Consider the following 13,982-nt stretch of genomic DNA (forward strand, 5'->3'; position numbering starts at 1 on the left):
CTTTTTCATTTGCAGCAGCGCCTGCGTCGCGCTTACTGCGGCTTGCGGCCGCCGCGACCGAAGCCCGGGCGCTGGCCCTCGCCGCTCGGCTGGCCGCGCCGCTTGGCCGGTGCACCCGCCGGCTTGCGGCCGGGCCGGTCGACCAGCTCGACACCCGGACGGGGCTTGCTCGGGCGCTTCTTATTGACGTCCTGCGGGCGCTCGGCGACCGGCGTACCGCGACCGTCTCCAGCGCGCTGGGCGTCGCCCCGGGCGCCACGCCCGGAACGACCCTGCTCCGCTTCGGCCGGGCCGCCATGGGCCGGACGCAGGGTGCGCGGCTGGCGCTCGCCGCGACCGACCGGCTTGGCCGATTTGCGCTGCAGGCGGTCGAGCTTGTCGCGCACCTTCTCCTTCATCTGCGGCAGGGCCTGGGGCTTGAGGCCGACTTCCTCGCTGAGGATATCCACCTCGCGCTGGCTCATTTCCCGCCAGCGGCCCATGGTCAGGTCGGAGGTGAGGAACACCGGACCGAAGCGCACGCGCTTGAGACGGCTGACCACCAGCCCCTGGGACTCCCACAGGCGGCGCACCTCGCGGTTGCGCCCTTCCATCACCACGCAGTGGTACCAGTGGTTGAAGCCTTCGCCGCCGGGCGCTTCCTTGATGTCGGTGAACTTGGCCGGACCATCTTCGAGCATCACCCCGGCCTTCAGGCGCTCGATCATCTCCTCGTCGACTTCGCCACGCACGCGTACGGCGTACTCGCGGTCCATCTGGTAGGAAGGGTGCATCAGGCGGTTGGCCAGCTCACCGTCGGTGGTGAACATCAGCAGCCCGGTGGTGTTGATGTCGAGGCGGCCGATATTGATCCAGCGCCCCTCCTTCGGCCGCGGCAGGCGGTCGAATACCGTCGGCCGCCCCTCGGGGTCGTCACGGGTGCAGATTTCGCCGTCCGGCTTGTTGTAGATCAGCACGCGGCGCACGCTTTCCGCCGCTTCTTCACGCTTGATCAGCCGGCCATCGATGGCAATGGCATCGTGCAGATCGACCCGCGCGCCGAGGCTGGCGGTGGCACCATTGACCTTGACCCGACCCTGGCCGATCCAGGCCTCGATTTCCCGGCGCGAAGCCAGGCCCATGCGCGCCAGAACCTTCTGCAGCTTCTCGCCAGCGGGGCTATGTTGTTCGGATTCACTCATCTGGGCACCTCCCGGTGTTTCTCTAGTGATGGACGACGGCATGTCGTCGAAAGGGCGCGCATCATACGCCGATCGCCGGCCGCGCGCACGGATTCAGGCTAGTCGCTCGACCGCAGCTCGTCAGGTTTTGCGCGGTGCGCCCATACGGCGCCGGCAGCCCACTCAGTCACGCGCGGCATCGGCCTCGTCCGCCTGCTCGGCGGCCAGCGCATCCAGCGGCTCCGGGTCGGGCTCGCTCAGGTCATCGAAGTCGGTCTTCAAGCCCTGCTCCATCGAGTCCAGCTCGGCCAGCAGACTGCTGAAGCTGGTTTCCTCGCGGGGTTCGGCGGCAGGCGTGTCGCCCGCCAGATCGGCGCGCGCCTGCAGTTCGGCCGGCACCGCCGGGTCCTCATCGAAGGCCAGCAGCGGCTCGGGCTCCAACTCGCGCAGGGCCGCCAGCGGCGGCAGCTCATCGAGGCTCTTGAGGTTGAAGTGATCGAGAAACGCCTTGGTGGTGGCGAACATCGCCGGGCGTCCCGGTACGTCGCGGTGCCCCACCACCCGAATCCACTCGCGCTCCAGCAGGGTCTTGACGATCTGGCTGTTGACCGCCACCCCGCGCACATCCTCGATCTCGCCGCGGGTGATCGGTTGACGGTAGGCGATCAGCGCCAGGGTCTCCAGCATCGCCCGGGAATAGCGCTGCGGGCGCTCCTCCCAGAGACGGCCGACCCAGGGAGCGAAACGCTCGCGCACCTGCAGGCGATAGCCGGAGGCCACCTCCTTGAGCTCGAAGGCGCGCCCTTCGCAGGACAGCCGCAGCAGCTCCAGGGCTTCCTTGAACACCGCCGAGGGCGGCCGCTCGCGCTCCTCGAACAGCTCGAACAGGCGCTCCAGCGACTGCGGCTTGCCCGAGGCCAGGAGGAAGGCTTCCAGCAGGCTGGCCAGTTCGCGGGGGTCGGAAAGGTTCATGGTCATTCAGCTCGTGCACGCAGGTGGATAGGCCCGAAGGCCTCATTCTGCACCAACTCGACCAGGGATTCCTTGATCAGTTCGAGCACGGCCATGAAGGTCACCACCACCCCCAGGCGCCCTTCCTCCGGCGCGAACAACTCGACGAACGGCACGAAGGCGCCGCCCTTCAGGCGTTCCAGCACCTCGCTCATGCGCTCGCGGGTCGACAGCGCCTCGCGAGTCACCTGGTGACTCTCGAACATGTCGGCCCGGCGCATCACCTCAGCCATCGACAGCAACAACTCCTCCAGGCTGACCTCCGGCAGCAGCTTGCGCGCCCGCGCCTGCGGCGCGTCCAGGCGCGGCACCGTATGATCGCGACCAACCCGTGGCAGCATGTCCAGGCCCTCGGCGGCGGCCTTGTAGCGCTCGTACTCCTGCAGGCGACGAATCAGTTCGGCGCGCGGGTCCTCCTCGTCCTCCTCGGCCTCGCTGGAGCGCGGCAACAACATGCGCGACTTGATCTCGGCGAGCATGGCCGCCATCACCAGGTACTCGGCGGCCAGCTCCAGGCGCACCGACTGCATCAGCTCGACATAGCCCATGTACTGGCGGGTGATCTCCGCCACGGGGATGTCCAGCACGTCGATGTTCTGCTTGCGGATCAGGTAGAGCAGCAGGTCCAGGGGTCCCTCGAAAGCCTCGAGAAAGACCTCCAGCGCGTCCGGCGGGATATACAGGTCCAGCGGCAGCTCGGTAACGGCCTGACCGTAAACCAGGGCGAACGGCAGCTCCTGCTGGGCGCCGGCCTGGCTGTCGGTGGTGTTGTCGGGCGGCGCAGGGGACATGCTGTGTCTCGCCTCAGCGGTAGTTCAGACCCAAGGCCAGACGCACCTCGGACAGGGTCTCGCGCGCTTCGTTGCGCGCCCGCTCGGCGCCTTCGGCGAGGATCCGGCGGACCAGATCGGGGTCGTTCTGGTAATCGACCGCGCGCGCCTGCAGCGGCTTCAGCTCTTCCTGCACGGCCTCGATCAGCGGTGCCTTGCACTCCAGACAGCCGATCCCCGCACTCTTGCAGCCCTGCTGCACCCACTCGCAGGTCTGTTCGCTGGAATACACCTGATGCAGCGGCCACACCGGGCAGTGGGCCGGATTACCGGGGTCGCTACGGTGCACCCGGGCCGGGTCGGTGGGCATGCGGCGGATCTTTTCCTCGACCTCTACGGCGCTGTCGCGCAGGAAAATCGCGTTGCCATTGCTGTTGGACATCTTGCCGCCATCCAGCCCGGGCAGCTTCGGCGCCTCGCTGAGCAAGGCCTGGGGCTCGGGCAGCAACACCTTGCCGCCGCCCTCGAGGTAGCCGAACAGGCGCTCCTTGTCGCCCAGGGTGATGTTCTGCTGCTCCTTGAGCAGCGCCCGGGCGGTCTCCAGGGCATCGACATCGCCCTGCTGCTGAAAGGCCTTGCGCAGGTTGTTGTAGAGGGTCGCGGTCTTCTTGCCGAGCTTGCCGATGGCGGCCTCGGCCTTGTCCTCGAAGCCCGGTTCACGGCCGTACAGATGATTGAAGCGACGCGCCACATCGCGGGCGAACTCGATGTGCGGCAGCTGATCGGACCCCACCGGCACCACGCCGGCGCGATACAGCAGGATGTCCGCCGCCTGCAGCAGCGGATAGCCGAGAAAACCGTAGGTGCCCAGGTCCTTGCCGTGCGGAAGCTCCTGCTGCTCCTTGTACGATGGCACCCGCTCCAGCCAGCTGAGCGGCGCGATCATCGACAGCAGCAGATGCAATTCGGCGTGTTCCGGCACCTGGGACTGGATGAACAGGGTCGCCGAACTGGGGCTCACGCCTGCAGCCAGCCAGTCCACTGCCATGTCCATGACATGCTGGGAAAGCTGGCCGACCTGTTCGTAGTCGGTGGCCAGGGCATGCCAGTCGACGATGCAGAAGTAGCACTCGTAGGCATGCTGCAACTTGACCCAATTCTTCAACACACCGTGGTAGTGACCAAGATGCAGACGGCCGCTGGGGCGCATGCCAGAGAGCACGCGACGCTCAGAATCAACAAGGCTCAAACCGGGTTACCTAAACAGTCGAACAAGGGCGCGAAGTATAGCGGGGCTGGCGGCCACAACGAAACAAAGGAAGCGGGAACCGGCTAGCCGGCAAGCCAGTCGAAATACTGATGCCGGCGGCCGCCAGAGACAGCGACGAGCCCAACGGCAGCGGCCCGCAGCGCAGCAGCCCGCACGCCGCGGTCGCCTTCCCGCTCTGGGAGCAGAACATGAAGAATATCGCCAAGATCCTCGGTCTCGCCCTGCTGACCGCCTGCCTGGCCGGCGCCCTCGCCGCACCAGGCTATGCCGGCATGATCGGCACCCCGGAAGTCCTCGCCGAACAGGCCAGCCAGCACGACCGCGACAAGCTTCAGCAGTTTCTCAATCGCACCGACGTACAGGAAAGACTGCAGGCCATGGAGGTCCCCGCGATCGAGGCGCGCAGCCGCGTCGATGCCTTGACCCCGGCCGAAGCGGCCAGCCTCGCCCAGCGGATCGACGCCCTGCCGGCCGCCGGGGCACTCAGCGGGAGCGACGTGATCATCATCCTGCTGGTCGCCCTGCTGGTGGTGCTGATTCTCTGAGCACGGGCGGCACGTGGCCCGACACAGCCGCGCCAGGCGTCAGTCTGCGGCGAAGGGTCGCGGATCGCCGCAGCCGACTCGTATCACCTGCGCCTCGTCCTCGACCAGGCTGACCACGGTCGAGGCTTCCAGCCCACCGACACCGCCGTCGATGATCAGATCGACCTGGTGCTCGAGGACCTGGCGCATGTGGTGCGGCTCGCTCATCGGCAGCGTTTCCCCGGGCAGGATCAGGCTGATGCTCATCAGCGGCTCGCCGAACTCCTCGAGCAGTGCCAGGGCGATCGGATGGCCCGGCACGCGCAGGCCGATGGTGCGTCGCTTGGGATGCAGCAACATGCGCGGCACTTCGCGGGTGGCGTTGAGGATGAAGGTGTAAGGACCCGGCGTGTGGTTCTTCAGCAGGCGAAAGGCGCCGGTATCGACCTTGGCGAACAGGCTCAGCTGCGACAGATCGCGGCAGATCAGGGTGAAGTTATGCTTGTCGTCCAGCTGGCGCAGGCGGCGAATGCGCTCCAGGGCATTCTTGTCGCCGACTCGGCAACCCACCGCATAGCAGGAGTCGGTCGGATAGACCACCACTCCGCCGGACCTGATGATCTCCACCGCCTGCTTGATCAGGCGCAGCTGCGGATTTTCCGGGTGGACCTGGAAAAATTGACTCACGCTGACTCCCTGTTCAGTTTGCAGCAGACTGCTGGCCATGTTGAAAACGTGCCCAAAGGGGCGAGAGGTCTTCGGGAACCGGACGGTACATCCCCAACTCGGACCAGTCGCCAGGTGCATGAAAGTCGCTGCCGGCACTGGCCAGCAGACCGAATTCGCGGGCCAGTATCGCCAGACAGCCAACCTGCTCGGCCGGCTGCATGCCGTTGACCACCTCCAAGGCATGACCACCGGCCTGGACGAAATCGGCGATCAACTTGCGCCGCTTACTACGAGTAAAGTCGTAGTGCCACGGGTGTGCCAGGCTGATCCAGGCTCCGGCCTGACGCAAGGTATCGACCGCCTGTTCCAGGGTCGGCCAGTGCTGCTTGACGTCGCCGAGCTTGCCCGAGCCCAGCCACTTGCGAAACGCCTCGGCGCGATCCTTGACGTGTCCGGCACGCACCAGAAAGTCGGCGAAGTGCGGTCGCGCCGGCGCATTGCCACTGTCGCCCAACTCCTGCTGCACCGCGCGCGCACCGGCCAGCGCCCCAGGCATGCCCTTGGCTTCCAGGCGCCTGCCGATTTCCTCGGCGCGCAGCCAGCGACCGTCGTGCAACTCGGCAATCGCCTGCCGCAGCGCCGGCGCATCACAGGCGAAGGCATACCCCAGTACATGGATGGTCGCCCCACCCCAGGTGCACGACAGCTCGATGCCATTGACCAGCTGCACGCCCAGCGCCGCAGCCATTGCCCAGGCCTCGTCCAGGCCTTCCAGGGTGTCGTGGTCGGTCAGGGCAAGCAGCCGGACCCCGCGCTCATGTGCCCGCGTCACGACCACGGCGGGCGCCAACGCACCGTCTGAAGCCGTGCTGTGACAATGTAAATCGACTTCCATAGGGGCATATTCCAAATATTTATGTTTGTTATTATGCCGGTCCCTGCGCAATCCTGCTGGCGCAACACGACACTTGCGCGATTTCGCCGGCGCTACTGCCACTCCCACAGGCTGGGGCGCCGGCCGCCCTACAAGGATCTGAGATGCTCTACGCCATAATCGCCACCGATGTGGAAAACTCCCTGGAAAACCGCCTGGCCGCCCGCCCCGCGCACCTGGCCCGACTCGAGCAGCTGAAGACCGAGGGCCGCCTGGTACTGGCCGGCCCCAACCCGGCAGTGGATAGCAACGACCCGGGCCCCGCAGGCTTCACCGGCAGTCTGATCGTCGCCGAGTTCGAGTCGCTCAATGCCGCGCAGAGCTGGGCCGACGCCGACCCTTACCGCGCCGCCGGGGTGTACGCCTCGGTGCTGGTCAAGCCGTTCAAGCTGGTCTTGCCTTAACCCGGCCGTGGGCCTTGCTGCACACTCGATCTCTCTCAGGAAATAGGAGTTCCGATGCGTTCAGGTCTGTTGTCGTTGCTGTTTGCCATAGGGCTGCTGCCGTTTCACCTGCACGCCGAAGAGAGCCCAGGGCAGCCCCTGGCGCAGGCGCAAATCGAGGCACTGGAACAGCGCCTGAAAATCAGCGAGGAGCAACGCGAGGCGCTCAGCGCCGAGCTGCTGGCAAACAACAGCGAGCGGGAGTCGGCGCAAGTGCGACGCCTGCGCCAGGAGAACCAGCGCCTCAAGCTGCAACTGAAGAAGGCCCAGGCCGACTCGCCGGTGCGCCTGCTCAGCGAACAGCAGACCTGGTTCGCCGCGGGGGCCGGGGCGGGGCTGCTGGGCGTGCTCATCGGCGCGCTGCTCCGGGGTAACCGCCGCACCCGTCGCGAATGGATCAATTGACACGCGCATGAACGACCTGCTGCTGATCGATGACGATGTCGAACTGTGCGAGCTGCTGATCGCCTGGCTTGCCCAGGAAGGCTTTCAGGTCCGCGCCTGCCATGACGGCGGCGGCGCCCGCCAGGCCCTGTCCAGCCACTGCCCCGATGCGGTGATACTCGATGTGATGCTGCCCGACGGCAGCGGCCTGGAACTGCTCAAGCGACTGCGTGGCGAGCACCCGGAGCTGCCGGTGTTGATGCTTTCGGCCCGCGGCGAACCGCTGGATCGGATTCTCGGCCTGGAGCTTGGCGCCGACGACTACCTGGCCAAACCCTGCGACCCCCGTGAGCTCACCGCCCGCCTGCGCGCCGTCCTGCGCCGCAGCACACCGCCGGCGACGCCCAGCCAGCTGGAACTGGGCGACCTGCGTTTCAGCCAGGTCCGCGGGGTGGCCAGCATCGGCGAGCACGATGTACCGCTGACCCTCTCCGAAGGTCGCCTGCTCGAGGCGCTGCTGCGCCAGCCGGGCGAGCCGGTGGGCAAGCAGGAACTGGCGCAACTGGCCCTGGGCCGCAAGCTGACCCTCTACGACCGCAGCCTGGACATGCACGTCAGCAACCTGCGCAAGAAGCTCGGCCCGCATCCCGACGGCCGCCCGCGCATCCTGGCCCTGCGCGGCCGCGGCTACTACTACAACGCCTGAAGCGGGCGTCGGCGAACGCATTCTTTACCCAGGCTTTACCCTTGCCTGACCGCCCTTGACCCTGCGCGCCCTAGACTGGGCTCATCCGGTATCTGGCCGGTTTCGAGACAAGGAGAATCATCATGCGCAAGACCCTCACTGCCCTATTACTCGCCCTGACGTTGCCGACTCTGGCCATGGCCATGCCCGAAGGCGGCCCGCGCCATGGCGGTGAACACGGCATGCGACTGTTCAAGGAGCTGGACCTGAGCAAGACGCAACAGCACGAGATGCGCAAACTGATGGGCGAGCAGATGCACAATCATCGCGCCATCACCCAACGCTACCTCGACAAGCTGCCGGCCGCCGAGCGCAAGGCCATGCAGAACGAGTTGCAGGCCGCGAAAGATGAGCAACACAAGGCCATGCGCGCTCTGCTGAATCCCGAACAGCGCAAGGCCTTCGACGCGCACCTGGAGAAGATGGAAGAGCGACGGGCCGAGCGCAAAGCGTTCATGGCCTGGAAGGCCGAGCAAGACAAGAAGGCCGAGTAAACCACCAGCGGCCCCATCCGGGGCCGCCACCGTGCAAGGAGTCACCGTGCGTTCATTGTTCTGGCGCATCTTCGCCAGTTTCTGGCTGGCCACCGCCCTGGTGGCCGGGCTGTCCATGCTGCTCGGCCGGGCGCTGAATCAGGACGCCTGGATTCTCAGCCAACACCCCGCGGTGAGCGGCCTCGCCGAGGCCTGGACGGAGCGCTACGAGCGGCAGGGAGAAAGCGCCGCCCAGGCACTTCTGGAGCAACGCCGCAAAGCCTTTCGTGTCCATGTGCAGGTGCTGGATGACCACGGCCAGCCCCTGACCAGAGGCACCTTCCCACGGCGCGCCGCCGCCATGGAGGCGCACCAGGCAAATGACAGGCGCCTGCCCTGGCGCCGCCTGAGCACCGAATACACCAGCCCGCGCAGCGGCGAAACCTACCTGTTCGTCTACCGTATTCCGCATCCGGAATTGTTTGCCTGGCACCGCGGCAGCCTGCTCCTGCCGCTCAGCGCGCTGGGCATTGCCCTGGTGATCCTGACCCTGTTCAGCCTGCTGTTGACCCTGTCGATCACCCGCCCGCTGGATCGCCTGCGCGGCGCGGTGCATGACCTCGGACAGACCGCCTACCAACAGAACAGCCTGGCGCGCCTGGCCGGGCGCCGCGACGAGCTGGGCGTGCTGGCCCGCGACTTCAATCGCATGGGCGCGCGCCTGCAGGGGTTGATCAACAGCCAGCGCCAACTGCTGCGCGATGTTTCCCACGAGCTGCGCTCGCCCCTGGCCCGCCTGCGCGTCGCCCTGGCCCTGGCCGAACGGGCACCCGCCGAGGAGCGGCAGCGCCTCTGGCCGCGCCTGAGCCAGGAGTGCGATCGCCTGGAGGCGCTGATCGCCGAGATACTCGCCCTGGCCCGCCTCGACGCCGACCCTGGAAGCGCCCAAGCCATCGACCTGAATGCCTTGCTGCACGAACTGCAGGAGGACGCGCGGCTCAGCGCGCCGCAGCAGGAAATCGTCGTCCGCCTGGCCAACGGCGCCGAGCTGCAAGGCTGGCCGGACATGCTCAGACGCGCGCTGGACAATCTGCTGCGCAACGCCATGCGCTTCAATCCGGTCGGCCAACCAATCGAACTGAGCGTGACGCATCGGGGGCAAGAGCTGTACATCAGCGTGCGCGACCACGGCCCCGGGGTCGCCGCCGAGCATCTACCGAAACTGGGCGAACCCTTCTTCCGCGCTCCCGGCCAAGCCGAGGCGGGGCATGGCCTGGGCCTGGCCATCGCCCGGCGGGCCGCCGAGCGTCACGGAGGGCGACTAGTGCTGGAGAATCGCCCCGGGGGCGGCTTCAGCGCCAGCCTGTGCCTGCCGCAGCACGGCCAGAGCAAACCCTGAGGCGCGCCACAGCCGCCAGCGTGAGCTTGGCGGCCATAGCGGTCAAGCCGGCCAGCTGCTGACGAAGTCCGCCACCTGCACCGGTGCCGGCGTGCGCAACTCGCGCTCCGGTGTCCCCACATAGATGAAGGCGACGATCTGCTCATCGGCAGCGAGCCCCAGACCTGCGGCGACCCTGGCGTTGTAGGCCATCTCGCCGGTGCGCCAGACCGCGCCGATGCCCTGGGCGTGGGCGGCGAGCAGAATGGCGTGGGCCGCGCAGCCAGCCGCGATCACCTGCTCCTGCCGCGGCACCTTGGGATGCTCCTGCAGCCGCGCAACCACCACCACCAGCAGGGGCGCACGCAGCGGCATGGCGCGCGCCTTGGCCAGCGCTTCCTCGGCGACCTCGGCAGAGCCCGCCAATAACGCCTCGGCGAAGACCTCACCCAACTGCTCGCGCGCCTCTCCCTCGACGGTCAGAAAGCGCCAGGGGCGCAGCTGGGCATGGTCGGGCGCGCGCAGCGCAGCGCGAAACAACGATTCACGCTGCGCCGCATCCGGCGCGGGCGCACGCAAACGCGGCGCAGAAACACGGTTGAGCAGAGCATCGAGCGCATCCATCGGCCACCTCCAGAAAAACGAAGCGGCAATTCTAGAGGCTCAGGTCCACCGGTTGGAGAAAAAATGCGCAGCCACGCTCAGGCCACACGTTCCGGCGACACGCTCGGCTGCACGGGCGGCGTCAGCGGCGGCAGGCCGTAGGCAAGGCGAGCCGCGTCGCAGTGCGGATTGTGTTCGCCATTGGCCCAGGACGCCTCGAACTCGCGGCAGGTGCTGGAGCGCTGCTCATACAGGGTGCAGCGCACGCCCTGGCCGACATCGCCAAGCAACGCCACGCAGCGCGCCGGCTTGCTCTCGGTGCCGCGCATGGCGACCCGGTGCGGGGTGATCAGCACCACCTGATCGTCCGGCACCAGACCGCCAGCCGACTGGCACTCACCCCAGAAGAAAGACACACGAAAATGCGCGCAGCAGGCGCCACACGTAAGGCAAGGATTGGCATTCGACATGATTTCGAGGACTCAGAAACCGGCGGGCGCCGGCAGCTGGGGCGCTATTCTATGCAGCGCCAAACGCTTGTAAAGCGCGGCATGATGGCGGGTGTACAGACCTCGAGTCGCGCGTAGAATGGCGCCCTTTGACGCCTTCAGCCCGAGCCCCCTTCATGGCCTTGCCGACGCTGCGCATCATCGGTTTCATCCTCGGCATCTTTCTCATTACCCTGGCCGTCAGCATGACCATTCCCATGCTGACGTTGATCATCTTCGACACGCCAGAAGATCTCTTCGCCTTTTCCTGGTCGAGCCTGATCACCGGAGCCGCCGGACTGGCGCTGATCCTGCCGGGACGGCCGGCCGATGGTCAGCTGCGCCCACGGGACATGTACCTGCTGACCACCGCCAGCTGGCTGGTGGTATGCCTGTTCGCCGCCTTGCCGATGGTGCTGCTGCAACACATCAGCTACACCGACGCCTTCTTCGAAACCATGTCCGGCATCACCACCACCGGCTCCACCGTGCTGGCCGGCCTGGACAGCGCCTCGCCCGCCCTGCTGATCTGGCGCTCGATGCTGCATTGGCTCGGCGGCATCGGCTTCATCGGCATGGCGGTGGCCATCCTGCCGCTGCTGCGCGTCGGCGGCATGCGCCTGTTCCAGACCGAGTCCTCCGACTGGGGCGAGAAGGTCTTGCCGCGCTCGCACATGGTCGCCAAGTCCATTCTGCTGGTCTATATCGGCCTCACCGCACTGGGCTTCCTGGCCTTCTGGGCCGCCGGCATGGGCATCTTCGAAGCCATCAATCACTCGATGGCGGCGATCTCCACCGGCGGCTTCTCCACTTCCGATCAATCTCTGGCGCACTGGACACAACCCGCCGTGCACTGGGTCGCCGTGGTGCTGATGATTCTCGGCAGCCTGCCGTTCACCCTCTATGTGGCGACCCTGCGCGGCAACCGCCTGGCGCTACTCAGGGACCACCAGGTACGCGACTTCCTCGCGTTCCTGCTGCTGACCTCGCTGGTGGTCGGCACCTGGCTGTGGCTGCACTCGCAATACAGCTGGCTGGATGCCTTTCGCATCGTCGCGGTGAACGTCACCTCGGTGGTCACCACCACCGGCTTCGCCTTGGGCGATTACACCCTGTGGGGCGGATTCGCCGTGCTGCTGTTCTTCTACCTGACCTTCGTCGGTGGCTGCTCCGGGTCTACCGCCGGCGGCCTGAAGATCTTTCGCTTCCAGGTCGCCTGGGTGCTGCTCAAGGCCAACCTGCAGCAACTGGTGCATCCGCGCGCGGTGATCAAGCAGCAATACAACGGGCACAACCTCGATGAAGAGATTGTCCGCTCGCTGATCACCTTTTCATTCTTTTTCACCATTACAATCGGCGCCTTGGCGCTGGCGCTGGCCATGCTCGGCCTGGACTGGATCACCGCCCTGACTGCCGCCGCCACCGCGGTGTGCAACGTGGGACCGGGCCTGGGGCCGATCATCGGGCCGGCCGGCAACTTCGCCAGCCTGCCCGACAGCGCCAAATGGCTGCTGACCCTGGGCATGCTGCTGGGCCGCCTGGAGATACTCACCGTGCTGGTACTCGTGACCCCAGCGTTCTGGAAGCACTGACGGTCGGCAGCGCAACCGACCACTAGGCGGTTGCCGAGCAGCCATGGACTGATGACAACAATTTTGGAACCGACTAGATGGCCTTGCCGACCCTAAGAATCATCGCGTTTATCAACGGCATCTTTCTGATCACCCTGGCCATCAGCATGGTCGTGCCGATGTTCACCCTGCTGGTCTTCGAACGGGCCCACGAGCTGAACGCCTTCCTCTGGTCGAGCCTGATCACCTTCGTCGCCGGCCTCGCCATGGTGGCTCAGGGGCGCCCGGAGAACACCCAGCTGCGCCCGCGCGACATGTATATGCTGACGGTGTCGAGCTGGCTGCTGGTGTGCGTATTCGCCGCCGTGCCCTTCATGTTTACCCAGCACATAAGCTACACCGATGCCTTCTTCGAGAGCATGTCCGGCATCACCGCCACCGGCGCCACCGTGCTCAGCGGCCTCGACAGCATGTCGCCGGGCATCCTGATCTGGCGCTCGCTGCTGCACTGGCTCGGCGGCATCGGCTTTATCGCCATGGCCGTGGCGATCCTGCCGATGCTGCGCATCGGTGGCATGCGCCTGTTCCAGACCGAGTCCTCCGATCGCTCGGAGAAGGTCATGCCGCGCTCGCACATGGTCGCCAAGTACATGATCGCCGCCTATGTCGGCCTCAGCCTGCTCAGCGTGCTGGCCTTCTGGCTGGCGGGCATGGGGCTGTTCGATGCGATCAACCACACCATGTCGGCCATCGCCACCGGCGGTTTCTCCACCTCGGACCGCTCCCTGGGCAACTGGAGCCAACCCGCGGTGCACTGGGTCGCGGTGGTGGTGATGATCCTCGGCAGCCTGCCGTTCGTACTGTACGTCTCGACCATGCGCGGCAACTACCGCGCCCTGATCAGGGACCAGCAGGTGCAGGGCTTTCTCGCCATCCTGCTGTGCACCTGGCTGGCGCTCGGCACCTGGTACTGGCTGACCACCGAACTGCACTGGCTGGAGGCCATCCGCCACGTCGCGGTGAACAGCACCTCGATCATGACCACCAGCGGCTTCGCCTTGGGCGACTACACCCTGTGGGGTGGTTTCGCCGGCATGCTGTTCTTCTACCTGGGCTTTATCGGCGGCTGCTCCGGCTCGACCGCCGGCGGCCTGAAGATCTTCCGCTTTCAGGTCGCCTACGTGCTGCTCAAGGCCAACCTGCAGCAGCTGGTGCATCCCCGCGCGGTAATCAAGCAGCAGTACAACATGCACCGCCTGGACGAGGACATCGTCCGCTCGATCCTGACCTTCTCCTTCTTCTTCACCATCACCATCGCCGCCCTGGCCCTGGCCCTGACCCTTTGCGGTCTGGACTGGATCACCGCCCTGAGCGGCGCCGCCAGCACTGTCTCCGGCGTGGGACCGGGCATGGGGCCGGTCATCGGCCCGGCCGGCAATTACGCCCCCTTGCCGGACATCGCGAAATGGCTGCTGACCCTGGGCATGCTGCTCGGTCGCCTGGAGATCCTCACCGTGCTGGTGTTGCTGATGCCATCCTTCTGGCGCCACTGACTAGGA

Annotated in this window: 16 protein-coding genes; 8 read left to right on the forward strand and 8 right to left on the reverse strand. The window is 66.4% G+C overall.

Features of this window, described 5'->3' with window-relative positions; translation table 11 throughout:
• Positions 1-32 precede the first annotated feature (32 nt).
• The 4 genes from rluB to ACSX1D_RS12960 all read right to left on the reverse strand — a co-directional run bounded on the left by rluB (position 33) and on the right by ACSX1D_RS12960 (position 4,151).
• Positions 33-1,181 carry a 23S rRNA pseudouridine(2605) synthase RluB gene (gene rluB / locus ACSX1D_RS12945; protein ID WP_439858888.1) on the reverse strand — a complete coding sequence of 383 codons (1,149 nt, stop codon included), beginning with the start codon at positions 1,179-1,181 and terminating at the stop codon, positions 33-35.
• A gap of 162 nt (positions 1,182-1,343) precedes the next feature.
• Positions 1,344-2,132, reverse strand: coding sequence for an SMC-Scp complex subunit ScpB (gene scpB, locus ACSX1D_RS12950; protein WP_439858889.1), 789 nt, complete (start codon positions 2,130-2,132; stop codon positions 1,344-1,346).
• Between the two features lie 2 nt (positions 2,133-2,134).
• Complete coding sequence (locus ACSX1D_RS12955; RefSeq protein WP_439862319.1) at positions 2,135-2,833, reverse strand: segregation and condensation protein A; 699 nt, start codon at positions 2,831-2,833, stop codon at positions 2,135-2,137.
• A 142-nt stretch (positions 2,834-2,975) separates the two neighbouring features.
• Positions 2,976-4,151 carry a tryptophan--tRNA ligase gene (locus ACSX1D_RS12960; RefSeq protein WP_439858890.1) on the reverse strand — a complete coding sequence of 392 codons (1,176 nt, stop codon included), beginning with the start codon at positions 4,149-4,151 and terminating at the stop codon, positions 2,976-2,978.
• Positions 4,152-4,300: 149 nt separating this feature from the next.
• Between ACSX1D_RS12960 and ACSX1D_RS12965 the strand changes: the two genes are divergently transcribed.
• Positions 4,301-4,756: a PA2779 family protein gene (locus ACSX1D_RS12965; RefSeq protein ID WP_439858891.1), complete on the forward strand. Its 456-nt coding sequence runs from the start codon at positions 4,301-4,303 to the stop codon at positions 4,754-4,756.
• A gap of 39 nt (positions 4,757-4,795) precedes the next feature.
• On the opposite strand, the gene ACSX1D_RS12970 is transcribed toward ACSX1D_RS12965, so the two are convergent.
• A complete protein-coding gene (locus tag ACSX1D_RS12970; protein ID WP_439858892.1) occupies positions 4,796-5,422 on the reverse strand; it encodes an L-threonylcarbamoyladenylate synthase in 627 nt (208 codons plus the stop codon).
• A gap of 13 nt (positions 5,423-5,435) precedes the next feature.
• On the reverse strand, positions 5,436-6,299 hold the full coding sequence (locus tag ACSX1D_RS12975; protein WP_439858893.1) for a PHP domain-containing protein: 864 nt from the start codon (positions 6,297-6,299) through the stop codon (positions 5,436-5,438).
• A 143-nt stretch (positions 6,300-6,442) separates the two neighbouring features.
• On the opposite strand from ACSX1D_RS12975, the gene ACSX1D_RS12980 reads away from it, so the two are divergent.
• The 5 genes from ACSX1D_RS12980 to ACSX1D_RS13000 all read left to right on the forward strand — a co-directional run bounded on the left by ACSX1D_RS12980 (position 6,443) and on the right by ACSX1D_RS13000 (position 9,782).
• Positions 6,443-6,742, forward strand: a complete 300-nt coding sequence (locus tag ACSX1D_RS12980; protein WP_439858894.1) for a YciI family protein — start codon at positions 6,443-6,445, stop codon at positions 6,740-6,742.
• A gap of 54 nt (positions 6,743-6,796) precedes the next feature.
• The gene (locus ACSX1D_RS12985) at positions 6,797-7,186 is read left to right on the forward strand and encodes a translation initiation factor 2 (protein ID WP_439858895.1); all 390 of its coding nucleotides are present in this window, start codon (positions 6,797-6,799) and stop codon (positions 7,184-7,186) included.
• A 7-nt stretch (positions 7,187-7,193) separates the two neighbouring features.
• The gene (locus ACSX1D_RS12990; RefSeq protein ID WP_439858896.1) at positions 7,194-7,871 is read left to right on the forward strand and encodes a response regulator transcription factor; all 678 of its coding nucleotides are present in this window, start codon (positions 7,194-7,196) and stop codon (positions 7,869-7,871) included.
• Between the two features lie 122 nt (positions 7,872-7,993).
• Entirely contained in the window at positions 7,994-8,404 is a 411-nt protein-coding gene (locus ACSX1D_RS12995) for a Spy/CpxP family protein refolding chaperone (RefSeq protein ID WP_439858897.1), read from the forward strand.
• 46 nt (positions 8,405-8,450) lie between these two features.
• The gene (locus ACSX1D_RS13000; protein ID WP_439858898.1) at positions 8,451-9,782 is read left to right on the forward strand and encodes an ATP-binding protein; all 1,332 of its coding nucleotides are present in this window, start codon (positions 8,451-8,453) and stop codon (positions 9,780-9,782) included.
• 42 nt (positions 9,783-9,824) lie between these two features.
• Here ACSX1D_RS13000 and ACSX1D_RS13005 read toward each other — a convergent pair whose 3' ends face one another.
• Both ACSX1D_RS13005 and ACSX1D_RS13010 read right to left on the reverse strand, forming a co-directional pair.
• Positions 9,825-10,385, reverse strand: coding sequence for a nitroreductase family protein (locus ACSX1D_RS13005; RefSeq protein WP_439858899.1), 561 nt, complete (start codon positions 10,383-10,385; stop codon positions 9,825-9,827).
• A gap of 77 nt (positions 10,386-10,462) precedes the next feature.
• Positions 10,463-10,834 (reverse strand): YkgJ family cysteine cluster protein, encoded by a 372-nt coding sequence (locus tag ACSX1D_RS13010; RefSeq protein WP_439858900.1) that lies wholly within the window; start codon positions 10,832-10,834, stop codon positions 10,463-10,465.
• Positions 10,835-10,989: 155 nt separating this feature from the next.
• Here ACSX1D_RS13010 and ACSX1D_RS13015 point away from each other — a divergent pair, with 155 nt between their 5' ends.
• Together ACSX1D_RS13015 and ACSX1D_RS13020 are read left to right on the forward strand one after the other, a co-directional pair.
• On the forward strand, positions 10,990-12,444 hold the full coding sequence (locus tag ACSX1D_RS13015; protein WP_439858901.1) for a TrkH family potassium uptake protein: 1,455 nt from the start codon (positions 10,990-10,992) through the stop codon (positions 12,442-12,444).
• 77 nt (positions 12,445-12,521) lie between these two features.
• Positions 12,522-13,976: a TrkH family potassium uptake protein gene (locus ACSX1D_RS13020; RefSeq protein WP_439858902.1), complete on the forward strand. Its 1,455-nt coding sequence runs from the start codon at positions 12,522-12,524 to the stop codon at positions 13,974-13,976.
• Positions 13,977-13,982 lie beyond the last annotated feature (6 nt).

Origin of the sequence: Pseudomonas sp. MBLB4136, assembly GCF_051904765.1 — a bacterium.
Lineage (GTDB): Bacteria > Pseudomonadota > Gammaproteobacteria > Pseudomonadales > Pseudomonadaceae > Aquipseudomonas.